Origin of the sequence: Listeria sp. Marseille-Q6474, assembly GCF_946902005.1 — a bacterium.
GTDB classification, from domain to species: Bacteria; Bacillota; Bacilli; order Lactobacillales; family Listeriaceae; genus Listeria; species Listeria innocua.
In genome coordinates this window covers 155,398-176,228 of record NZ_CAMPPS010000002.1, presented here as the reverse complement: position 1 = coordinate 176,228, position 20,831 = coordinate 155,398, and the positions used below count along the sequence as shown (strand labels likewise).

General features: G+C 36.1%; 26 protein-coding genes and 1 pseudogene. 11 read left to right on the top strand and 16 right to left on the bottom strand.

Going from position 1 to position 20,831, the window contains the following annotated elements; translation table 11 throughout:
* Nucleotides 1-27: 27 nt before the first annotated feature.
* The 4 genes from OC533_RS11710 to OC533_RS11695 form a co-directional block, all read right to left on the bottom strand.
* Nucleotides 28-1,092, bottom strand: a complete 1,065-nt coding sequence (locus tag OC533_RS11710) for a hypothetical protein (protein ID WP_194323567.1) — start codon at nt 1,090-1,092, stop codon at nt 28-30.
* Nucleotides 1,092-1,967: an ATP-binding cassette domain-containing protein gene (locus tag OC533_RS11705; RefSeq protein ID WP_003763607.1), complete on the bottom strand. Its 876-nt coding sequence runs from the start codon at nt 1,965-1,967 to the stop codon at nt 1,092-1,094. The genes OC533_RS11710 and OC533_RS11705 overlap by 1 nt, the downstream gene beginning before the upstream one ends.
* On the bottom strand, nt 1,964-2,353 hold the full coding sequence (locus OC533_RS11700) for a GntR family transcriptional regulator (protein ID WP_003763608.1): 390 nt from the start codon (nt 2,351-2,353) through the stop codon (nt 1,964-1,966). The genes OC533_RS11705 and OC533_RS11700 overlap by 4 nt, the downstream gene beginning before the upstream one ends.
* A 91-nt stretch (nt 2,354-2,444) precedes the next feature.
* Nucleotides 2,445-2,927 (bottom strand): methylated-DNA--[protein]-cysteine S-methyltransferase, encoded by a 483-nt coding sequence (locus OC533_RS11695; RefSeq protein ID WP_194323566.1) that lies wholly within the window; start codon nt 2,925-2,927, stop codon nt 2,445-2,447.
* 145 nt (nt 2,928-3,072) lie between these two features.
* Here OC533_RS11695 and OC533_RS11690 point away from each other — a divergent pair, with 145 nt between their 5' ends.
* Together OC533_RS11690 and OC533_RS11685 are read left to right on the top strand one after the other, a co-directional pair.
* Nucleotides 3,073-3,627: a bifunctional transcriptional activator/DNA repair enzyme AdaA gene (locus OC533_RS11690; RefSeq protein ID WP_185510580.1), complete on the top strand. Its 555-nt coding sequence runs from the start codon at nt 3,073-3,075 to the stop codon at nt 3,625-3,627.
* Nucleotides 3,628-3,648: 21 nt separating this feature from the next.
* Nucleotides 3,649-4,518 carry an RluA family pseudouridine synthase gene (locus OC533_RS11685; protein ID WP_003763612.1) on the top strand — a complete coding sequence of 290 codons (870 nt, stop codon included), beginning with the start codon at nt 3,649-3,651 and terminating at the stop codon, nt 4,516-4,518.
* A 12-nt stretch (nt 4,519-4,530) separates the two neighbouring features.
* On the opposite strand, the gene OC533_RS11680 is transcribed toward OC533_RS11685, so the two are convergent.
* The 3 genes from OC533_RS11680 to OC533_RS11670 are packed head-to-tail and all read right to left on the bottom strand — an operon-like array spanning nt 4,531 to nt 6,462.
* A complete protein-coding gene (locus OC533_RS11680) occupies nt 4,531-4,923 on the bottom strand; it encodes a VOC family protein (protein WP_003769883.1) in 393 nt (130 codons plus the stop codon).
* A 1-nt stretch (nt 4,924) separates the two neighbouring features.
* A complete protein-coding gene (locus tag OC533_RS11675) occupies nt 4,925-5,581 on the bottom strand; it encodes a DNA alkylation repair protein (RefSeq protein ID WP_194323565.1) in 657 nt (218 codons plus the stop codon).
* Entirely contained in the window at nt 5,578-6,462 is an 885-nt protein-coding gene (locus tag OC533_RS11670) for an aldo/keto reductase (protein WP_010991138.1), read from the bottom strand. The genes OC533_RS11675 and OC533_RS11670 overlap by 4 nt, the downstream gene beginning before the upstream one ends.
* 385 nt (nt 6,463-6,847) lie before the next feature.
* Here OC533_RS11670 and OC533_RS11665 point away from each other — a divergent pair, with 385 nt between their 5' ends.
* From OC533_RS11665 to OC533_RS11645, 5 genes are all read left to right on the top strand, one after another.
* A complete protein-coding gene (locus tag OC533_RS11665; protein WP_003723380.1) occupies nt 6,848-7,468 on the top strand; it encodes a DUF47 domain-containing protein in 621 nt (206 codons plus the stop codon).
* A 13-nt stretch (nt 7,469-7,481) separates the two neighbouring features.
* Nucleotides 7,482-8,480 carry an inorganic phosphate transporter gene (locus OC533_RS11660; RefSeq protein WP_003763620.1) on the top strand — a complete coding sequence of 333 codons (999 nt, stop codon included), beginning with the start codon at nt 7,482-7,484 and terminating at the stop codon, nt 8,478-8,480.
* Between the two features lie 191 nt (nt 8,481-8,671).
* The gene (locus OC533_RS11655; RefSeq protein ID WP_112120266.1) at nt 8,672-10,132 is read left to right on the top strand and encodes an ABC transporter permease subunit; all 1,461 of its coding nucleotides are present in this window, start codon (nt 8,672-8,674) and stop codon (nt 10,130-10,132) included.
* Nucleotides 10,125-10,850 carry an amino acid ABC transporter ATP-binding protein gene (locus OC533_RS11650; protein WP_003768064.1) on the top strand — a complete coding sequence of 242 codons (726 nt, stop codon included), beginning with the start codon at nt 10,125-10,127 and terminating at the stop codon, nt 10,848-10,850. The genes OC533_RS11655 and OC533_RS11650 overlap by 8 nt, the downstream gene beginning before the upstream one ends.
* Nucleotides 10,851-10,926: 76 nt before the next feature.
* Nucleotides 10,927-12,075, top strand: coding sequence for a pyridoxal phosphate-dependent aminotransferase (locus OC533_RS11645; RefSeq protein ID WP_033533890.1), 1,149 nt, complete (start codon nt 10,927-10,929; stop codon nt 12,073-12,075).
* Between the two features lie 43 nt (nt 12,076-12,118).
* Here the strand turns inward: OC533_RS11645 and OC533_RS11640 are convergent, their stop codons facing one another.
* The gene (locus OC533_RS11640; protein WP_003763627.1) at nt 12,119-12,748 is read right to left on the bottom strand and encodes an HAD family hydrolase; all 630 of its coding nucleotides are present in this window, start codon (nt 12,746-12,748) and stop codon (nt 12,119-12,121) included.
* A gap of 172 nt (nt 12,749-12,920) precedes the next feature.
* Here OC533_RS11640 and OC533_RS11635 point away from each other — a divergent pair, with 172 nt between their 5' ends.
* The gene (locus OC533_RS11635) at nt 12,921-14,213 is read left to right on the top strand and encodes an NCS2 family permease (protein ID WP_003767704.1); all 1,293 of its coding nucleotides are present in this window, start codon (nt 12,921-12,923) and stop codon (nt 14,211-14,213) included.
* 109 nt (nt 14,214-14,322) lie between these two features.
* The gene (locus OC533_RS11630; protein WP_003763633.1) at nt 14,323-14,589 is read left to right on the top strand and encodes a hypothetical protein; all 267 of its coding nucleotides are present in this window, start codon (nt 14,323-14,325) and stop codon (nt 14,587-14,589) included.
* 40 nt (nt 14,590-14,629) lie between these two features.
* On the opposite strand, the gene OC533_RS11625 is transcribed toward OC533_RS11630, so the two are convergent.
* From OC533_RS11625 to OC533_RS11615, 3 genes and pseudogenes are all read right to left on the bottom strand, one after another.
* The gene (locus OC533_RS11625; protein WP_003723656.1) at nt 14,630-15,151 is read right to left on the bottom strand and encodes a type 1 glutamine amidotransferase domain-containing protein; all 522 of its coding nucleotides are present in this window, start codon (nt 15,149-15,151) and stop codon (nt 14,630-14,632) included.
* 163 nt (nt 15,152-15,314) lie between these two features.
* Nucleotides 15,315-15,640 (bottom strand): annotated as a pseudogene (locus tag OC533_RS11620) (hypothetical protein).
* Between the two features lie 12 nt (nt 15,641-15,652).
* Nucleotides 15,653-15,844 (bottom strand): hypothetical protein, encoded by a 192-nt coding sequence (locus OC533_RS11615; protein ID WP_003763635.1) that lies wholly within the window; start codon nt 15,842-15,844, stop codon nt 15,653-15,655.
* A gap of 151 nt (nt 15,845-15,995) precedes the next feature.
* On the opposite strand from OC533_RS11615, the gene OC533_RS11610 reads away from it, so the two are divergent.
* Nucleotides 15,996-16,349 carry a PTS lactose/cellobiose transporter subunit IIA gene (locus OC533_RS11610; protein WP_003763637.1) on the top strand — a complete coding sequence of 118 codons (354 nt, stop codon included), beginning with the start codon at nt 15,996-15,998 and terminating at the stop codon, nt 16,347-16,349.
* Here the strand turns inward: OC533_RS11610 and OC533_RS11605 are convergent.
* The 3 genes from OC533_RS11605 to yjfP form a co-directional block, all read right to left on the bottom strand.
* Nucleotides 16,346-17,221 carry a GNAT family N-acetyltransferase gene (locus OC533_RS11605; protein WP_194323564.1) on the bottom strand — a complete coding sequence of 292 codons (876 nt, stop codon included), beginning with the start codon at nt 17,219-17,221 and terminating at the stop codon, nt 16,346-16,348. The genes OC533_RS11610 and OC533_RS11605 overlap by 4 nt on opposite strands.
* 77 nt (nt 17,222-17,298) lie before the next feature.
* Nucleotides 17,299-17,607, bottom strand: coding sequence for a metal-sulfur cluster assembly factor (locus OC533_RS11600; protein ID WP_003763640.1), 309 nt, complete (start codon nt 17,605-17,607; stop codon nt 17,299-17,301).
* 64 nt (nt 17,608-17,671) lie between these two features.
* Nucleotides 17,672-18,424, bottom strand: a complete 753-nt coding sequence (gene yjfP / locus OC533_RS11595; RefSeq protein ID WP_003769897.1) for an esterase — start codon at nt 18,422-18,424, stop codon at nt 17,672-17,674.
* Between the two features lie 150 nt (nt 18,425-18,574).
* Between yjfP and OC533_RS11590 the strand changes: the two genes are divergently transcribed.
* Nucleotides 18,575-19,387: a Cof-type HAD-IIB family hydrolase gene (locus OC533_RS11590; RefSeq protein ID WP_003763644.1), complete on the top strand. Its 813-nt coding sequence runs from the start codon at nt 18,575-18,577 to the stop codon at nt 19,385-19,387.
* Between the two features lie 76 nt (nt 19,388-19,463).
* On the opposite strand, the gene OC533_RS11585 is transcribed toward OC533_RS11590, so the two are convergent.
* Nucleotides 19,464-20,366 (bottom strand): YitT family protein, encoded by a 903-nt coding sequence (locus tag OC533_RS11585; protein WP_010991142.1) that lies wholly within the window; start codon nt 20,364-20,366, stop codon nt 19,464-19,466.
* 83 nt (nt 20,367-20,449) lie between these two features.
* Nucleotides 20,450-20,812, bottom strand: coding sequence for a YisL family protein (locus OC533_RS11580; RefSeq protein ID WP_194323563.1), 363 nt, complete (start codon nt 20,810-20,812; stop codon nt 20,450-20,452).
* Nucleotides 20,813-20,831: the final 19 nt, after the last annotated feature.

Below are 20,831 nucleotides of genomic sequence, written 5' to 3'. Positions count from 1 at the left end.
GGAAATCCAACCTCGATACTTTTTTTGTTATAGTTTTTTTATAGTTTTCCATTTGTACATTAGGAACCAGAATGCTGTAGCAGTAACAATGAAAATTAAAATCATTTTTACGAGCAAAGTTACAGCTTGAGTGGTTGTTATCAGACTTTCATAATTAAATTTAGAGTAATGTCCGCCTAAACATATCGTGATATAAATGGAACCAATAATAAGTATCGGCATACGGAATTTGTTATTCATTAAGAATCTACCGTTATTTTCAAGGGAAGCTGTTTTTAAGGCATACCAGCCAATTATTATCATTAAAATGGATAGAGCAATAAGTACTATAAATTCGCTGATGACCATACTTCCACTTAAAAGCGGGGTTGGTAGTGCTGAAAACAACATAACCGCGCCGCCATCAACATCGGCCAATGATTTACCTTCCAAAAAGGCTTTAAATCCAACTATCAAATTAGTTGTTGCACCTGGAAACATGTAGAAAAAGCTCACTACTGCCCCTATAGCAACAACACCTGCAGCGATTATGTCTCCAACAAGATAACCAACAGCTATTGCTAAAGTGAAAGAGAATAAAAATAACAGTGAAAAAGATGCAATATACATACCAGAATCCGACACATTTGGTAAATATAACGCAGGAATTTGCTGATATATATACATAAATCTTAAGGAAATAATTAAAGGAACTATAATAAAGATGATTAATGAAGGAGTGAGTAATTTATGCCAGAATATCTGGTTTTTAGAATAAGGTAAGCCAAACGTAAAATAATCCATTTGCTTATTTTTTTCAAATACGGTTAACTTTAGCCCTAAAAACAAAAATACATAAAAGAACAAGGCTAAATTTCCTTCAAAATCATAAGGAGTTAAGCTTAAATCGATTTTAATTTCATTGGGCGTCAATTGTTGATCATCCACATTCACTTTTTGAAATTCTTCCGACTGGTAATACTTATAATTTTGATTAAACATATCTACTGTATTAGTAGCTGTCATTGCTTCTGAACCAATAAAGGCAATAACAATAAATAAAAATATCCATGCGTTTTGACGCCATTCTTTAAAGAGAAGCCCTGTACTCATTATTCTTCTCCCCCTTGTTCCTCTAGATGATAAACAAACAGGTCTTCTAATGTAACCGCAAGTTCATCCATGAAAATCGGTTTTTCTCGTTTTATAGCAGCATATAATTCTGTATTCATATCCCGGAATAAAATCGTATACACCCGCCCATATTTGTTAATCACTTTACCATTTTCAAGTAAAATAGTTGGTAATTTTTTGTTTTCAAAAGCAATTTGGATTTTGACTGCTTGTTCACGTAAAGTTTCAAGATGATAGGATTCTTCAATGCGATTTCCTTGTAAAATATGGATATAATCGGCAATTGGTTCTAAGTCGTTTAAACGGTGTGAAGATATTACAATACCTAATTTCCGACGTTCTACTTCTTCTAATAAAATCCCAGTAATTTTCTTTTGAGCGATAACATCTATACCTTCCATAGGTTCATCAAGTAAAATAAAATCTGCTCCAATACAAAGTGACAAAACTAAACCGAAAAGTGCTTTCATTCCTTTAGAATACGTTTGAAACTTAACATCCGTGGCAAGGTTGACTTGATTCATTAATAAATCAAATTTAGCTCCATCAAATAATGGATAAGTCTTTTGATAGAATTTTTTTATTGTTGGAATTTTGTAGCCATCCCAGCAGCCTAAGTTATCTTGTAGCATAAATATTTTTTGCTTTAGTTCGGGATTTTTACTTATCGGCTCATCTAAATAGACATCTCCTTCATCTGGAATGTAAAAACCCATCATTGTTCGAAAAAGTGTTGTTTTCCCGATGCCGTTTCGTCCAACTATGCCAACAATCTCTCCTGGATTCACTTCAAATGTTATCTTATCAAGCAAAAGCTTCCCATCAATTTTTTTACTTAACGAATCAACCCTCAAATTTTGTCACCTCCAATGATGTCCTGACTGTATTCAACAGATAATTTATGTATTTCTTCCACATTAATTCCAAGATAAACTAAATCTAAAATTATTTCTTTTAATTTTATTTTAGTTTCTGCTAACTTTTTTGGCGAACTGTTTTTTTCTGTTTGGTCCGCAATAAAGGTTCCTTTTCCTTTAACCGTGACGATTACTTCTTGACGTTCTAATTCTTGGTATGCTTTACTCACAGTGTTTGGATTCACTCCTATTCTGCTGGCGAATTCACGTATAGAAAGAATTTTTTCGCCTTCTTGAAGTATGCCTTTGACAACTTGTTCTTTAATTTTTTGGACGATCTGTTCATAAATTGGCAGTTGACTTTTCGTATTAATAGTAAACATCTCTCCCCCCACTTTCATGACTTTTAATTATAGAGAACTAATTGTACTAGTTATAATAGTACAGTACATATAAAAATAAATCAATTCCCTTTTAAAAAGAAAATTGATTTACATTCTTTTTTTCTAATGTTAATAGCGCTTGTTTCATTGGTATTCCGCCACTATACCCTGTTAGTTTCCCGCTTTTGCCGATGACTCGGTGGCACGGGATAATTACAAGTAATGGATTTTTTCCAATAGCTGTTCCGACTGCACGGACTGCTTTTGGACGATTAATTTGTTCAGCTATTTCTGTATAGGTTCTAGTTTCGCCATATGGAATCGTTTTTAAGGCTTCAAAAACTTCTAATTGTAATGCTGTTCCGGATAAATCAATAGGGGAAGTGAAATTAATGCTTTCTCCATTTAAATAAGCAAGTAGTTCTGCTTTATATTTCCTCATTTTCTCTGGGTCATGTATCGCTGATTGCAAGTTTTCCTTATTTTTCCCAACATAAAACAAACCTTTTTCAGTGGCGGCGAAATAAATTTTTTCTCCCGCAAAACGGATTGAATCATCATAGAACTTTTCCATTTTCTTCACCTCTTTCAACTATTAATTATACGCTTAACAAATTAGTTTTTCTATAATACCTAGTTGTAATAGCAAGATTAGAAAAGTTTTTCTCGCAATTTAACGCTATAACGTTTATGATTAAGAAGAAGTTGAGGTGATTACATTGTCAGATTATTACTTAACTAAAAAAAGATGGCAAGCAATTTCAACGAATGATCGCACTGCTGATGGTACTTTTTTCTATGGTGTGAAGACTACGAAAATATTTTGTTTTCCTTCTTGTAAATCGCGTTTACCTAAAAAAGAAAATATTGTTATCTTCCATAGTAAGGAAGAAGCCATTTCGCATGGTTTTCGTCCTTGTAAACGATGCAAATCTGGAGGGAAAAGTTTACCCGATACAGAATGGGTAGGTAACATTAAGGCTTACATTGAAGAAAATTTTGCAAAGCCATTAACCTTGCAAATTATTGCCGACGATTGTCACGGGAGCCCTTACCATCTCCATCGAACCTTTAAACGGATTACAAACATCACACCTATTACTTATTTAGACAATATTCGAATCGACTATGCAAAAAATCAGCTCCAAAACACAACCTTATCTATTGAACTTATTGGAAAAATGTCTGGTTTTCCTAATTCCTCCCATTTTTCTACTACTTTTAAAAGACATACAGCTTTATCGCCAAACCAATTTCGAAAAGAACAAAAATAAATTAGAACGGATGAAACTTATATGACGCATTTAACTTTACCTATTTTAGAAGACTGGGAAGGTCTTACTCTAACTGCTATTTTGCAAGAAAAATTTCACCTTGGAAAAAAAGCACGACATGAAATCAGAATGTCTCAAGATGTTTTACTGAATAATAAACCGCTAGACGACTGGAATACTCCGCTTTTTGTTGGCGCAAGTCTTTCTTTACCGATTATTTTGCACGATAAAATCCCGGTTTATGAATATGACTTAGAAATTATTTATGAAGATGATTTTTTACTAGTAGTTAATAAACCTGTTGGAATGAAAACTCACGCAAATGACAGCTACGAAACAGATACATGCGCAAATGCAGTGCAATATTATTTAGAAAAAACAGGACAAGAAGCAAATGCACTCGCTGTTCACCGGCTCGATCAAACCACTTCAGGATTAGTTCTTTTTGCTAAAAACAAGTTAGCTATCGCTGGATTATCGTGGCAAATGGAAAATAGAGCGATTCACCGGACTTATCTTGCTGCGGTTGATGGCACTTGGGGACTTGTGATGCAGACGATTAATAAACCTATTGGCGAAGACCGTCATCACGGCTCAAGACGCCAAATCAGTCCTTATGGTCAACCTGCCGTTACTCACGTTAAAGTTTTAGAAAATGACAATGAAAATAATACGTCTCTTGTAGAATGCCAAATCGAAACTGGCCGGACGCACCAAATCCGTGTTCACTTAAGCGGAATTGGTCATCCAATCATTGGCGATACGCTTTACGGCGGATCAAGTCGTGCAAACCGAATCATGTTACACGCAGAGAAATTACATCTTAATCATCCTTTCAAAGGCAAAGAAATGAATTTTTCCGCACCAGCTGGAGATGATTGGGTATTTTAAAAAGCCACAATATTAAATTGTGACTTCTGTACAAATCTCTACTTTCATACCGTCCGGATCTTCAAAAAACACAGCATAATGATTTTTACCACCCGCAAAAGGAAACCTGTCTTCGTATAGAAGCTTGATTCCTTTTGCTTTTAATTTAGCTCGAAAGTCATCCACACGTTCCTTTGTACCACCGTGAAAAGCTAAATGGTTAAGTCCAATTCGCTTACGATGATAACCCTCTGCCAGAAATGGCTCCTCGGCTTGCACAAAGACTAAATACGTCTCTCCAAATTTATAGCTAAATCCTTCATTCCACGTTTGATATAATTCATAAGAAAGCTCTTCTAACAGCTCCGACCAAAATAGCCGGCTTTTTTCGATATTAGCTACATAGATTTCCACATGATGTAACATTTCACGCCTCCCCGATATGTTTAAGCGCTTCTCTACGACTAAGTGGCGCAAGCGTATGGCTGTTTACAAAAACGCGAACTGCCTCACTATCTACTTTCGCATATTGTCTAAGCGCCCAACCGATTGCCTTCTGAATGAAAAACTCTTTAGAACCTAGCCATTTTTCACAATTTGCAAATAGGAGTTCAGCATTTGTTTCTTCTTTATATTTTAATTGAAATAAAATGGCCGTCCGAGCTAGCCAAATATTATCTCCGTTTATCCATGCTTCATTATAGGTAGGGATTAAATCGGGATATAGTTTGAAATGATTACTTACGACCGTTCCAGCTAAGCCATCTACCGTGTCCCACCATGATTTCGTCGTAACTAATTGCTCATAGATTTCAATTGCTTCACTGGCTTGTTTTTTACCATAGCGACTTAATAAATCAATTGCCGCGTATTGAAGTTCACGCTCTTCTTCTGCAAATAATTCCACAACAAGCTCTAGCAAATCATCCGGCATACCATTTTCTCTTAAAAAATCAGCTACTAATTTTTTTCGTTCAGTGGCTCTAATTCCTAAAAATGGGAATTGGTTTTTCATGTATGCTTCCATTGGCTTCGAATCTGCTACAGAACGATTAGCACGGAATAACGTTTGAATAGTCGTCATTCTTTTTCCCCACCTGTTAAATAAGCTCGTTCTCGTTCAATACTGCTTAAAAAATATTCTAAATCATCTGGGTCTGGCCCAACTCGTTTACCTGTTTCTAGTCGGTCGATTTTTTCCATGTCACTTGCATCCAACTGGAAGTATGAAAGTCGTGAATTTTCTTCAATACGGCTAGACGTAATCGACTTAGGAAAAATAATCGTATTTCGGTTCAAATGCCATTGCAAAATCACTTGGTCAACAGAAGCTTGATGTTTTTTCGCAATTTCTGTAATAACTGGATTTTGCATTAATATTCCTTTAGCAAGTGGCGACCAGGCAGCATGCGCGATATTCTGTTCCGCCAAATATTTTCGAAGGTCATTTTGCGGTAAAAGTGGATGGGTTTCTACTTGGTTTAAAACTGGTTTTTCATTGGCAGCAACCAATAAATCACTTAAATGATGTTGTTTAAAATTCGCAACCCCAATTGATTTAATAAGTTTTTCATCATGTAGTCGCTCCATTGCCCGCCATGAATCACGATATTTCCCTGCAACTGGCCAGTGAATTAAATATAAATCCAAATAATCCAACTTCAAATTTCGAAGCGTCCGTTCAAAAGCAAATAAGGTTTCATCATAACCAAGATCCCCATTCCACACTTTCGAGCTTATAAATAATTCTTCTCGTGGCACTGCACTATCCAAAATCGCTTGCCCAACAATTGCTTCATTATTATAAACTGCTGCTGTATCAAATAAACGATAACCAACCTCAATGGCTTTCTCCACAGCACCAGCGATAAATTCTTGCTCAGTCACTTGAAATACACCAAGTCCAATATAAGGAATTGTCTCATTCCCCGGTAGTATCATTCTGTCTTGTAAAGTTTTTGTCAAAACGAAACCCTCCTCACGAAAACTAATTGTGAACTTTTTCTCTTAAATGAATTATACACTATTTTCGCAAATTTATATTTTAAAACCAGTATACCGAAATGCGCCTTACTCTCCTAATAAAAAGACGCAAAAAATCTACTTTTTTTATTCATTTTCTTAAATACCTAAAAACAGCCATTGGAAACGCTGTCAGGTCGTTTATTTGCGCTTTCTGCAAAAAAAAGTTTCCTATTTATTCCCATCCTATGTTAGTATTAATTTGTGGTAAAGATCTATCAAATTTTTTATTTGTTTTTGTTAACTTATCGTTAAGAAAAAAGCTCCTTTTTTAAAGTAAAAGCGAGCTGATTATTAATGACCAAAAATGATCGGGGGAATTAAGAAAATGGCTTTTAAAAATAAAAAAGACCGTTTTGCTTCGTTGTTGCATGACATTGCAGTAAATTTACATGAAGGTGCAAATTTCTTTGCAACTTACAACATTAATTCGGTGGAGGATTTACATACTTTCTCGAATAAAATCAAAGAATATGAAACAGCTGGGGACTCCATGGTTCACAAAATGATTATGGAATTAAATGACGCTTTCATCACACCAATCGAACGCGAGGATATGTTAGAACTTACTAACCGCCTTGATGACGTGATGGATGCACTTGATGAGACAGCTTTCTCACTTGAAATCTGCCAAATCACTCATTACGATGAATACATGACTAAATTTATCCAAGCTATCCAAGCAAGCACTGTTGAAATTGAAAAAGCAGTTGACCTTGTTTTTGATAAAAAATTAAAAGATGTTCGTAAACTTGCGATTCAAATTAAAGATTACGAATCCCAATGTGATGATGTTTACCGCGAATCACTAATCCAACTTTTCCAAAACGAAAAAGATCCAATTAAACTTATTCGTCTAAGAGAAGTTTATGAAAAATTAGAAGACATTGCTGATAGTTGTCAAAGCGTTGCCAATACGCTTGAATCAATTGTCATGAAAAATGCGTAAGGGGCCTAGATAGATGGAAGGAATGTTTCTAATCACCCTTGTCATCGTACTTGCTGCGCTTGCATTTGACCTAATCAATGGGTTTCATGATACAGCCAACGCAATTGCGACTAGTGTCTCTACAAAAGCCTTAAAACCACGACATGCGATTATTCTTGCAGCAGTAATGAACTTTGTGGGTGCTATTTCATTCACAGGGGTTGCTAAAACTATTACAAAAGACATTGTTAACCCATTTGACTTAGATCACGGGGAACTTGTTATTTTAGCAGCATTACTTTCGGCAATCGCATGGAACTTAATTACTTGGTATTTCGGGATTCCTAGTAGTTCCTCTCATGCCTTGATTGGTTCCATTGCAGGTGCAGCTATTGCATCAGCCGGATTTGCAGCTATCGAATACAGTGGATTTACTAAAATCATTGTTGGTTTATTAGTATCTCCTGTACTTGCTTTCGTAGTCGGTTACACGATATATTCACTCTTCAAGATTTTCTTGAAGAACTTAAACTTAGCCACGACCAATCGGCGCTTCCGGATGATTCAAGTCGGTACAGCCGCGCTACAATCTTACACACACGGAACAAATGATGCACAAAAATCAATGGGGATTATCACAATGGCTTTAATTGCCAGTGGTTTCCAATCAACAGACGATGTGCAATTATGGGTTCAAGTATCCTGTGCGGTAGCTATGGCGATTGGTACAAGTATTGGTGGTTGGAAAATCATCAAAACAGTCGGCGGTAAAATCATGAAAATCAAACCCGTTAACGGTGTAGCAGCTGACTTAAGTTCTGTTATTATCATTTTCGGTGCCACTTTCATTCATTTACCAGTTAGTACAACACACGTAATCAGCTCTTCTATCCTTGGTGTTGGAACAGCTCACCGTGTTAAAGGAGTAAAATGGGATACTGCACAACGCATGATTATTACATGGGTTATCACACTTCCTATTTCTGCAACGATTGCAGCTCTTATCTTCTACGTACTAAGATTCGTCTTATAATTTATTTAGAGCCTTGTTATAGCAAGGCTCTTTTTATACATTTTTTTGAATAAAACTAATAAACACAAGAACAAATCATGTTTATTTTAAAAACTTATTGCATATTTACTCATTTTGATGTATTATAATAAACATCGATAATAACGATTCATTTATCATAAATTACTCAAATACTAGAGGGAGTTGTACTTATGCAGAAGCATGTATTACAAAAGTTCGCAGCAATTTTACTTATTTTTATATTTGTATTTTCTGGCTTCACAACAGTGTTCGCCGCTGATACACAAGATGAAACTTTAACTAAAATCCAAGAAAAAGGTGTTTTAACAGTTGGACTTTCCGCTGATTATCCGCCGTATGAATTCCATCAAACCATCGACGGTAAAGATAAGGTTGTCGGTTTTGATGTAAGTATCGCTGAAAAAATTGCCAAAGATTTAGACGTTAAATTAGATATTAAAGAAATGAACTTCGATAGTTTGCTCGGTTCACTAAAAACCGGCAAGATTGATATGATTATTTCTGGTATGTCACCAACTCCAGAACGTCAAAAAGAAGTTGATTTCTCTGACCCGTATATGTTTGTACAACAGCGCGTTGTGATTAGAAAAACGGATAAAGAGAAATTTACAAGTGTAAATGATTTTAATGGCGTTAAAGTTGGTGCCCAAAAACAAACAACCCAAGAAGAATTAGCCAAAAATGAACTAGTTGGTTCTGACGTTGTTTCACTTCAAAAAGTACCTGATTTAATTTTGAACCTTAAAAGCAACAAGCTCGATGCAGTAGTTTTAGAAGGACCAGTTGCAGAAGCTTATATTAGCCAGGATAAAACACTCGCATTAGCAGATATTAAATTTGTTAATGGTAGCAAAGAAACAGCCATTGCAATGCCAAAAGGTTCCACTGCTTTACAAGAAAAAGTCAACGCTTCTATTAAAGATATACAAGATACTGGCTTACTGAAGAAATATCAAAACGAAGCCAACAAATTAATGTTCCAAGACGGTAGTTTTTACGAGAAGTATGGTAATTACTTTATCACTGGTACATTGATTACGATTGCTCTTGCTGCAATTGGCGTATTATGTGGTGCCATTCTCGGCTCATTACTAGCTCTCATGAAACTTGCAAAAACAAGATGGTTACGCTGGCCAGCAGCTTGTTATATTGAATTTGTCCGTGGTACGCCACTTCTAATTCAAATTTTCATTGTCTTTTTCGGAACTCAAATTATCGGTATGGACGTATCCGCCTTTGTTTCTGGTTGTATCGCCCTATCGCTAAATAGTGCCGCTTATGTTGCTGAAATTATCCGCGCAGGTATTTCTGCTGTCAACAAAGGTCAAATGGAAGCAGCTCGTTCTCTTGGTATGACACAAGGAGCAAGCATGCGTTACATCATCTTGCCACAAGCCGTAAAAAATATTCTTCCTGCACTTGGGAATGAATTCGTTACTGTTATTAAGGAATCTTCCATCGTATCCGTCATTGGTGTAACAGAACTAATGTTTATGACTGGCGTAGTCCAAGGTGCAAGCTTCAAACCGTTTATACCACTAATCATCACATCATTAATTTACTTTGTACTAACATTTAGCTTGTCAAGACTACTAGGTGTTGCTGAAAGGAGAATGAGAACAAGTGATTAATATTAAAAACTTACACAAACATTTCGGTAAATTAGAAGTCTTAAAAGGCATTGACCTTGAAATCGCATCCGGAGAAGTGGTCGTAGTTATCGGCCCTTCCGGAAGCGGGAAAAGTACCTTCTTACGTTGCCTGAACTTATTAGAACAACCAACAACCGGCACGATTCTTTTTGAAAACAAAGACCTAATGGCAAAACAAACAAACGTCAACGAACTTCGTCAAAAAATGGGCATGGTTTTCCAAAACTTCAACTTATTCCCACATAAAAACGTCCTTGAAAACCTAATGCTAGCCCCAATGAAAGTAAAAAATGAAGATAGTACAGCAGCTAAAGAACATGCGCTTTCTCTACTTGAAAAAGTTGGCTTAGCTGATAAAGCAACTAGCTATCCTTCCCAGCTTTCTGGTGGACAACAACAACGGGTAGCCATTGCCAGAGCCCTTGCAATGAATCCTGACGTAATGCTATTCGATGAACCAACTTCCGCACTCGATCCCGAAATGGTCGGGGAAGTATTAAGCGTAATGAAGTCACTTGCTAAAGAAGGCATGACGATGGTTGTCGTCACACACGAAATGGGCTTCGCAAGAGAAGTTGCCGATCGCGTTGTCTTCATGGATGCCGGCGTGATTCAAGAACAAGGCACGCCCGAAGAAGTATTCGGAAACCCGCAAAACGATCGTACTAAAGACTTTTTAGGAAAAGTTTTAGCATAAACATAGATTACGTCTCACCTATTTCTCGGTGAGGCGTTTATCTGCACTTATAGAGAAAAGGAGCTAATTAAACATGATGAATAACTCAAAAATTGCTAAAAAACATCAACAAATGCCCGTTAATATCCTAGCTGATATTGGAACGCTTGCAAAAACAATGCCGGATATTCTAGATTTATCTATTGGCGACCCTGATTTAATCACAGATGCCTCGATTATTAATGCGGCTTTTGAAGACGTACGCGCTGGTCACACAAAATATACAGAATCTGGTGGGGATGTTGAATTAATTGACGCCATTCGTGGTTATTTCAGTCGCAATTATGATCTGTCTTTTGAACGAAGCCAAATCCGTGCCACAGTTGGCGCACTTCATGGTATGTATCTGACCTTGCAAACGATTTTAGATGACGGTGATGAAGTCATTATTCACGAACCATACTTCTCCCCTTATAAAGATCAAGTGTTAAACTCTGGTGGTACGCCAATCATTATTCCAACCTACGAAAAAGATGGTTTTGCCATTAATGTTGATATTTTAGAAGCAGCTATTACAAATAAAACCAAAGCTTTAATTTTAAATTCACCTAATAATCCAACCGGCGCTGTCTTTTCCCCAGAAACTTTTGAAAAAATCGCCAATCTAGCGAAAAAATATGACTTCTTTATTTTATCTGATGAAGTGTATGATGGTTTTAGTTTTTATGAAGACTTCGTACCGATGGCCAAATTCGCGCCCGATCATACAATCACGTTCGGAAGTATGTCAAAAAATTTCGCAATGACAGGTTGGCGCCTTGGGTATATGATTGCCCCTACCTATTTAAATGAAGCAGCAAAAATTATTAACGAAGGAATTACTTATTCAGCTCCGTCACCGTCCCAACGAGCTGCTATTTACGCTTTGAACCATTCTGAGACACTAATTCCTTTAGTAACAGAAACCTTCCAAAAACGCCTAGAATATATCGCAAAACGAGTAGCAGAAATTCCATATCTTTCCTTACACCCGCTAAAAGGATCCATTTATGCATTTATTAATATTTCTAAAACAAAAATGGATTCCGTTTCCTTTACAGAATACGTTTTAAAAGAAACACAAGTACTCGTTATTCCAGGGTTAGCTTTTGGTGAATCAGGTGATAATTACGTTCGCCTAGCCGCAACGCAAGATATTAGCGTACTAGAAGAAGCATTCAACCGTTTAGCCAAATTAACCTTCTAATAAAAAGAGCAAACTCGCTTCATCAGCAAGTTTGCTCTTTTTTTTATTTTAATTTGATTTCTGCAAAAGAAGAAACAACTGTTGCTTCTTTTGGAAAAGTGATATTTTTCGTCGCTTCATTAGGTACGATGTAAACTTTTAAACCCGCCTGTAGAGCTGATAACGCACCATTTTTCGAGTCTTCTATCGCGATTGCTTCTTCCGGCTTTACACCAAGGGCTTCCACTGCTTGTAAATAAAGTGCTGGATGTGGTTTAATTTCATCGACATGATCCGCCGTTTGTATCGTCTCAAAATCAGCTAAAATGCCCAGACGATCCAGCGTAGGCTCAATCCAATCAAATCCCGAACTCGTTGCAAGCCCAATTTTATAATCATTCGCTTTTACTTGTTCAAAAAATTCTTTAAAGCCATTACGAAAACCAAGTGATTGTTGCCCGAGATGACAAGCTTCCGCCACGGTAGTTAAAAATGCTTCTTTATCAAAAGCCCCGTTCGTTGCTTCCATCATATAGCTAATAATTGGTTCTTCACTTGTACCGATAATTTGCTGATAAATTTCATCTGGCAAATCAATATTGTACGTATCTTTCAAATATTTCATTGTCTCCGTGTACCATAAATTCTCCGTATCAAGCATAGTTCCATCAAAATCAAAAACAACTGCTTTCACATGCATCCCCCTAGTATAAGTGATACTTTCATTGTAACATAGATAAACTATTTAAGAAATCTTCCAAAAGGGGTTGCTTTTTTGGTAAAAAACGAATAATATTGAAGTTGTGGTTTTTAATGTTCGTTATTTACCATTAAGCATGATTTTAAAAAAGGAGTGAAACACACGCATGTTTCAATTAAAAGCAAACGGTACAGATGTAAAAACTGAAGTTATCTCTGGTTTTACTACATTCCTAACGATGGTATATATCGTAGTAGTTAACCCAGCCATTCTTTCCGCAGCAGGTGTTCCATTCAATACCGTATTTATGGCAACTATCATCTCTGCAGTCATTGGTACATTATGGATGGCGATTTTCGCTAACTATCCAATCGCAATTGCGCCAGGACTTGGTATGAATGCTTATTTCGTAACAGTAGTTACAACTCAAAAACTAGATTATTCGGTCGCATTCGCTGCGGTCTTTGTAGCAGGTATTATTTTCTTACTATTATCTTTAACACCGCTTCGTGAAAAAATCATTGAAGCCATTCCACATAATTTAAAAGCTGGGATTACTGCTGGTATTGGTTTATTTATCGCTTTCCTTGGCTTCCGTATGACAGGTATTATTGTTTCTAACGATTCTAACTTAGTAGGTTTAGGTGACTTACATTCCAAAGAAGCTATTTTAGCTATTGTTGGTCTTTTAATCACTTTAATCTTGCTTGCTTTAAATGTAAAAGGGGCTTTATTTATTGGGATGATTGCAACTGGTATCATCGCTTTTATCACAGGTGAACTTAAATTTACAGAAGGTATCGTCAAACTTCCGCCAATGCCAGAATTCGTCTTCACTAACCCTATTCACGCTTTTGGTGATGTGATGAGTTACGGGCTCTATGCTGTCGTCCTGTCCTTCTTACTTATAACGATTTTTGATACAACCGGAACAATGATTGGTGTTGCAAAAAAAGCTGGCCTAATGAAAGGCGAATCATTACCAAATGCGAAACAAGCATTAATGGCTGATGCGGTTGCAACAAGTGTTGGTTCTATGTTTGGTACAACTCCAACAAGTGCCTACATTGAATCTTCTGCTGGGGTTGCAACTGGTGGACGTACTGGTCTTACTACACTTACAGTAGCTATCTTGTTCATGGTGTCGGCATTCTTCGCTCCACTTGTTGGTGCTGTATCAGGAATTTCCGCTATCACTGCACCAGCTCTAATCATTGTTGGTAGCATGATGATTGGTGCTGTAAAAGAAATCGACTGGGATACACTAGATGAAGCTTTCCCTGCTTTCTTAGTTATTCTAGCTATGCCACTTACTTCAAGTATTGCTATCGGCTTAGCATTTGGTTTCATTTCTTACCCAGTATTAAAAGTATTTACTGGCAAATGGCGCGAACTTAACTGGTTCTTAATCGTTATCGCCGTATTATTCTTCATCCTCGTTGCATTTTTACCACATTAATAAACGACTAGCGTCTACCAAACTTAGGTAGGCGCTTTTTTATTGGACAAAAACTCACTCTTTTGCTATAAAGAAGAGAGAAACTAATTAGAAATGAGTTGAACTTGTCGTGTTTTTAAAATCACTGCTCGCTGGTGTCGCACTTGCTGTTGTAGTTTTCCTAGCAAGTTTTCTGATGCCTGACTACACTGTATCCACCTTATATTCCATCGTAACAACTATCATTGTTTTTGCCTCCATTATCTTATCTGCATTCGTATCCTTTGGTGGGCGTAGTGGAAATCCAAGTCGAAAAAGCCAATTACGCTGGAGTATCCTGCTTTTAGTTGCAGCAATTCCTAGCTTTATCGGCTTTATTATTACTTTTTACTTTTAAAATAAAAAGAAGCATTCCCAAAACGGAAATGCTTCTTTTTTTAATCTTCTAAAGCGGAAATGAACGCTGGTAAATATTCTGGTAGATCTGGCGGGCGGCGACTCGAAATAATGTGCCCGTCTGTTACAACTGGCTCATTATGCCAAATAGCTCCCGCATTAGTCATATCATCTTTAATTCCTGGCGTACTTGTTACATTTACACCTTCTAAAATTCCGGCAGAAACAAGTACCCAACCAGCGTGGCAAATTTGTCCGATTGGTTTTTTCGCTTTATCAAACGCGCGAACCAAATTAAGTACGCTGTCAAAACGACGCAGCTTATCTGGGGACCAACCACCTGGGACTAAGATTCCATCATAATCTTCTGCGCGAACAGAATCAAAATCATAATCAGAAGTAACAGGAACTCCGTACTTACCGTGATAAACTTTTTTAGCTTCCTCTGCAACTAAATGTACCGAAGCACCTGCCTCGCGTAATCTAAGCACCGGATACCATAGCTCTAAATCCTCAAAGTCTTCACTAACAAGTGCAATAACTTTTTTACCTTTTAAAGTCATATAAATCTCCTCCTATCCTCTTCTATAGTATAACAATAACTAGATTGTTATTAAATTATTCAGCCTATAAAAGAAGACAAAAAAAGACGCTCGAAATAAACATTTCCAGCGTTGCCATCATGTTCGGTCGTCTATGCATAACGGGATGAGGCATAGACATAAACTACACGGCCAATGAGATGAATGAAAACAAATAATGATTTTGGTGTCTAAACAGATGTCTGACTAGTTGCCATTCTATTGGAAGATGGATACACCAAAAGTCATTATAACCATGATAGGGTCTTATCCCCATGAAAATCACATTTATAAAATGAAACTTTCATCGAGGTAAAACTCTATCCTATAACTTATTTTACTATTCTTCTCAAAAAAAGCAAGTAAATAAATATAGATTTTTTGTGACGAACTTAAAAAAAACAAGAAAAGCTTTACTATTATCGCATACTTTTGTATAAAATAATTTTTTATAAATAAAAAGGAGACTATTACAGGCTCCTTTTAACCAAAGATTTCAACAATCATCCATGAAAAAATAGCGACTAATGGAATTAAAACCCATACATTGTGTCCAATCAGGCTAGGACGAGCAGCTGGTCTATCTTCGAGTAGTTGAATTCTTTCACGTAAATCGTGTACTTCTAGCTCTAAATCCTGCACTTTATCTTCTAGTTCATACAAACGTTCTTCCATTTTAATCCCTCCACACCTTTTTCTACATCTCATTATACGCTCAACGAAATGAAATACATCCTTCCATAGGCTGATTTATTGCTAATTTATTGTCATACCGTTCAGCCATTTGCTACAATAAAAGAAAACAATCAACTGTTGGGGTGGAAAAATGGAAATTCAAGTAGAAGAAGCTGTTGTAAAACTCATTTTACATGGGGGAAACACACGTAAAGAAGCATATAAAGCAATTGATTATGCTGAAAAATACCAATTTGATCAGGCAGACAAGCATTTGCAAATGGCCCAAGAACAGTTTCAAGAAGGTCACGTTTGGCAAACAAAACTAGTCTCGATTCGCGACACTGAAACCGTAGCACACCCGTCATTTTTATTAATTCATGGACAAGACCATTTAATGACTGCCCAAGCCGAACTACAACTAGCCAAAAGAATCATTGAACAATATAAACATCAACAAAACTTAGAAAAACGCCTAACAAAATTAGAAAATCAGCTAGCTTAAGCATGAGACGTAGCTGGAAATAAGAAATAAGATTCACTTGTAAGGATTTTCGGGCGCACAAATAATATATCTTCCGTCTCGATAATATATGCCGCGTCAATACGCGTATCTTTTTCAGGCGTAAATAAGAGATGTATAGTCATGATTCCGTCACTAAGCAAATAACTTAAAACTTCCACCACATCTAGTTTTTTGACACTAAAAATATCTAATACATATAAGTCCGTCTCTTCTCGCTCAAATAATACAATTGCATCTATTTCTTCTATATAGTAAATATCATTTTTTAAAGCTATCAATAAATAAAACATAAGCAAGTCTTCACTATTTTTCACAGCAAGCGTACTAGAAAGTGGTACTCGTTCGGATACAATACGCTGAATTAGCTGGAAATCGGTTTTATTATCGGGATTCAGCTTTTTTATTTTGGAAAATTTCTTTTTTAGACTACTAGCATCCACGGTAAAACTACTCTCTTCCACTCGCTCAAATCCAAACTTCGGATAAAAATCAAGCACAGAATCATTTGCAAAAAGATAAAGAAAATCATAGTCATGTTCATACTTAGTAATTACGTGATTCAATAACTGATTCATAAGCCCTTGGCCGCGATACTCTGGATGAGTCATTACTGTGCCTATTTGAAGCGCCTTGCAATCCTTCCCCTGATAAATCAAATCCATTTTATTGATAGAAACATTCGCAATGATTTCATTTTTATCCACATAAGAATAACAAATATATTTATCATTCCAAAACCCTTTTTGAAACCATTCTTCAAAATTAATATCAAACGTACTTTCTGCAAGTTTATTAAAACTATCACGGTACATTTTATTGTCTTTATAATCACTTATTAGTTCATAGTTCATTTAAAATCCCTCGATTCATTCGTATAAAAATAACAGGCACGACGCAACATACGCCCTACCTGTTAATTTTATTTAATTTAACGTATACCAAGTGCTATTTTTGCATAGCGTGACATACGATCTTTCGTCCAAGGTGGATTCCAAACAAGATTCACATTCGTATCTTTTACTTCTGGGATATCACTTAATGCCATTTGCACTTGCTCTGTTAAAATCCCTGCAAGTGGACAACCCATCGTCGTAAGCGTCATTGATACGGTACAAAGCCCATCTTCATCTAACTCAACATCGTATACAAGTCCAATGTTTACAATATCAATTCCAAGCTCCGGATCAATTACTTGTTCCAGCGCGCCCATTAGATTTTCTTTTAGTTGCTCATCCATGAAGCATATGCCTCCTTTTTGCAATTTTGTACATTTATTGTATCATATATGAGAATGATTTTCATTATAAGAATTTCTCAAAAAAGCTAACTCCTTGTAGCATTCCTTCAACTGAAACTTTGTGTTTTGCATTATCATCAATAATAAATTCGACATTGTCTGCTAAGCTCTCTTCAACCAATGTCTGATATAGTTTTTCACTGTACGCAAAGGGAACTACATCATCTTTTTTCCCGTGCCAAAGTAACAATGGGCGGTTATTAATTTTCGTAATGTTTTGGGTTAAATCGTATTTTTGTAAAGCTAAAATCCGTTCATCAACATCATAAGGAAAAGTTAATCCCTGGGCCAAAGCATATTTAGATAATTCTTTAGCAAAGTCAACATAATAAGCGCTTCCCATTAAACTAACTGCCACTTTAATATAATCATATTGTCCGAGTAAACCAAGGGATGTAATTGCTCCCATCGAAACTCCTCCAACACCAATACGGTTGGCATCTGTTTTCCCTGTTTTAATTAATTCCTCTGTAATGAGCGGAAATTCAGTAATATTCGTTTCAATAACATCCCAAAAATAAGTAGCTTGATCTTCCGGATTCGCGCCTTGAAGACGTTCCCCGTGTAACTTAGCATCAGGTAAAACCACCCTAAAACCTCGTTGTGCAAGCAAATACCCGTAATGTAAATAAAGTTCTTTTTGTGAAGTGAATCCGTGATAAAAAATAATAGTCGGTAACTCTTTTTCTGCATTTTCACGATTACTAATATGTAAAACTGGAATTCCCGCAATTAGTTCATTTTCTACTTGAATCATTGTGAAGCCTCATTTCTATAGGTTTTATTGAGTTATTGTAAAGAACGGAATCATTTACAAATAGGTAATAAACGTCTATCATTAACCTGTGCCCTTATTTTAGCATGAAGGGCAGTTATGAACTAACCATATGAATTAAAGGAGCAAACTATGTCTAAAAAATTAATCGTACTAGACCTTGATGGCACAACACTTAGAGATGATTTAACTATCTCCTCGCATACTAAAAACACATTAGAAAAAGCACGAATGGCCGGTCACGAAGTAATGATCGCAACAGGACGCCCTTACCGCATTAGTGGCTCGTATTATCATGAGCTTGAATTAACTACACCTATTGTAAATTTTAACGGTGCTGTTTATCATCATCCAAGACTCACTACTTTTGCTGAAGGCTATCATCACGCAATTGATTTACAAGTAGTTCGAGAATTGCTTGATTTCTCCAATGATTTTGCGCTAGATAATATTGCGGCTGAAGTAGAGGATAATGTCTTTTTGAAAGAACGCAATAATAGTGTACCAGAGACATTCCATTTAGGAACAGAAAATATTGTATTTGGAAATATTCGCGATGCCATTACATCAGATGCAACATCGCTATTATTTTTCGGTCAACTTGATCAACTAGATTTAATTAGTAAACATTTAGATGAATCACTTTCTGGCGTTATTTCTCACCATACTTGGGGAGCATCTGCTTGGCCAGCTGTAGAAATTATCAAGTTTGGCATTCATAAAGCAATCGGTGTCCAAGCTGCTGCAAAAACACTTGGCTTCGACCGTAAAGATATTATCGCTTTCGGTGACGAAACGAATGATTTACAGATGCTTGATTATGCCGGCGTTGGCGTTGCAATGGGTAATGCCGCTGAATCCGTGAAAAACGTCGCAAATGTTGTAACCGCGTCTAACCAGGATGACGGAATCGCTTTATATCTAGAAGAAAACTTAAACCTATAATAAAAAGCTGCAAGTATGGCCTTACAAAAGTTAGAATCTCTAATTTTTTGTTTCAACCATGACTTTGCAGCTTTTTTTACATCATTTTATTTTTATACATAGCTAGTGCTAATTTTTGGTCTGCTTCTGAACGAAAATCTCCAAATACACTCGAAGTTTCCATGACATTAATAAATGCTTTAGGGTCAAATTCTCCAACAATATGTGTAATGTCATATAGCTCATAACGCGTAATAACCATGATTAGCATAGCAACATCCTGTTTTGAATATCCACCCATCGCATCTACCACTGTTATTCCTCGTACCATATTTTCATGGATAGCTTTAATAACTGTTTCAGAATGCTGAGTCATAATCATCACAGTTAACTTTTGATGTCTAGTATGGATAATGTCAATTACTCTACTTTGTACATATAAAGAAATTAACGTATAAAGAGCAAAAGTCCAATCATAAGCAAATCCTGCCACAATAATGATAATACCGTTTAATAGTAAGAAATACTTCCCAAATGAACGCCCTGTTTTAATTGTAATATACATAGCTAAAATATCTAGACCGCCTGTCGAAATCCCAAATTTCAATGCTAACCCAACACCTACAGAAGCAATTAATGCTCCAAAAATCGCATTAAGTAAAATGTCATTTGAAACTTGTACTTCCGGAATAACAATTAAGAAAAAAGACATAAAAGCAACAGTTAAAAAGCTAAAAACAGTAAAGGATTTCCCTACTTTTAACCAACCTAAAATAGCAACAGGAATATTTAACAACAGAACAAGTAACCCTGTCGAAATCGAAATATTCATTGTATCACGTAACATGTCTGATCCTAGCTGCGCAACCCCATTTAATCCAGCAGCATAAACTTGAGCTGGTATTAAAAAGAAGTTCATACCAATTGCATTTAAAAGTGCTGCTATGATAGCAATAGCGGTTTTTTTAGCATATTCTTTATACACTAATTTTGAACTCATTTTCTTCTCTCCTTTTTTGGCCCTAACATAACATACCAACTTTCTAGAGAAAAGAGAAGTCTTTTTTATTATTTTTTTGATTTTTAATTAAATAATGGATAACCGCCTGATAAATAAAAGCCCAGTGATACGGTTATTACTACAACTATAATGAAAATCATTAAGAACATTCCCGTTGGCTTTTGTTGTTTTCTATAACTAAGCAACATTTCCACCACACCAATTACAATAATGCCCATTAAGATTTTAAATATAGCTAAAATCCAGCTTTCTTTCACACCGTACTGCACCATCATAATTCCACTTAATATGACTAAAATATAAAAAACTCGGTTAATCATTTGTAACATGGTAAATCCTTTAACAGATTTTGAATAGATTAGTAACGCTGTGACGGTTAAAACAACAATTGCTACCCAAGAAATTAAATGTACATATCCCCACATAATACTTCCTTCTTCCCTA

What these genes read in the sequence shown, in the direction of transcription:
- OC533_RS11710 (WP_194323567.1), bottom strand. Translation starts at nt 1,092, where the DNA reads ATGAGTACAGGGCTTCTCTTTAAAGAATGGCGTCAAAACGCATGGATA.
- OC533_RS11700 (WP_003763608.1), bottom strand. Translation starts at nt 2,353, where the DNA reads ATGTTTACTATTAATACGAAAAGTCAACTGCCAATTTATGAACAGATC.
- OC533_RS11695 (WP_194323566.1), bottom strand. Translation starts at nt 2,927, where the DNA reads ATGGAAAAGTTCTATGATGATTCAATCCGTTTTGCGGGAGAAAAAATT.
- OC533_RS11685 (WP_003763612.1), top strand. Translation starts at nt 3,649, where the DNA reads ATGACGCATTTAACTTTACCTATTTTAGAAGACTGGGAAGGTCTTACT.
- OC533_RS11680 (WP_003769883.1), bottom strand. Translation starts at nt 4,923, where the DNA reads ATGTTACATCATGTGGAAATCTATGTAGCTAATATCGAAAAAAGCCGG.
- OC533_RS11675 (WP_194323565.1), bottom strand. Translation starts at nt 5,581, where the DNA reads ATGACGACTATTCAAACGTTATTCCGTGCTAATCGTTCTGTAGCAGAT.
- OC533_RS11665 (WP_003723380.1), top strand. Translation starts at nt 6,848, where the DNA reads ATGGCTTTTAAAAATAAAAAAGACCGTTTTGCTTCGTTGTTGCATGAC.
- OC533_RS11660 (WP_003763620.1), top strand. Translation starts at nt 7,482, where the DNA reads ATGGAAGGAATGTTTCTAATCACCCTTGTCATCGTACTTGCTGCGCTT.
- OC533_RS11655 (WP_112120266.1), top strand. Translation starts at nt 8,672, where the DNA reads ATGCAGAAGCATGTATTACAAAAGTTCGCAGCAATTTTACTTATTTTT.
- OC533_RS11645 (WP_033533890.1), top strand. Translation starts at nt 10,927, where the DNA reads ATGAATAACTCAAAAATTGCTAAAAAACATCAACAAATGCCCGTTAAT.
- OC533_RS11635 (WP_003767704.1), top strand. Translation starts at nt 12,921, where the DNA reads ATGTTTCAATTAAAAGCAAACGGTACAGATGTAAAAACTGAAGTTATC.
- OC533_RS11625 (WP_003723656.1), bottom strand. Translation starts at nt 15,151, where the DNA reads ATGACTTTAAAAGGTAAAAAAGTTATTGCACTTGTTAGTGAAGACTTT.
- OC533_RS11615 (WP_003763635.1), bottom strand. Translation starts at nt 15,844, where the DNA reads ATGGAAGAACGTTTGTATGAACTAGAAGATAAAGTGCAGGATTTAGAG.
- OC533_RS11610 (WP_003763637.1), top strand. Translation starts at nt 15,996, where the DNA reads ATGGAAATTCAAGTAGAAGAAGCTGTTGTAAAACTCATTTTACATGGG.
- OC533_RS11605 (WP_194323564.1), bottom strand. Translation starts at nt 17,221, where the DNA reads ATGAACTATGAACTAATAAGTGATTATAAAGACAATAAAATGTACCGT.
- OC533_RS11600 (WP_003763640.1), bottom strand. Translation starts at nt 17,607, where the DNA reads ATGGATGAGCAACTAAAAGAAAATCTAATGGGCGCGCTGGAACAAGTA.
- yjfP (WP_003769897.1), bottom strand. Translation starts at nt 18,424, where the DNA reads ATGATTCAAGTAGAAAATGAACTAATTGCGGGAATTCCAGTTTTACAT.
- OC533_RS11590 (WP_003763644.1), top strand. Translation starts at nt 18,575, where the DNA reads ATGTCTAAAAAATTAATCGTACTAGACCTTGATGGCACAACACTTAGA.
- OC533_RS11585 (WP_010991142.1), bottom strand. Translation starts at nt 20,366, where the DNA reads ATGAGTTCAAAATTAGTGTATAAAGAATATGCTAAAAAAACCGCTATT.
- OC533_RS11580 (WP_194323563.1), bottom strand. Translation starts at nt 20,812, where the DNA reads ATGTGGGGATATGTACATTTAATTTCTTGGGTAGCAATTGTTGTTTTA.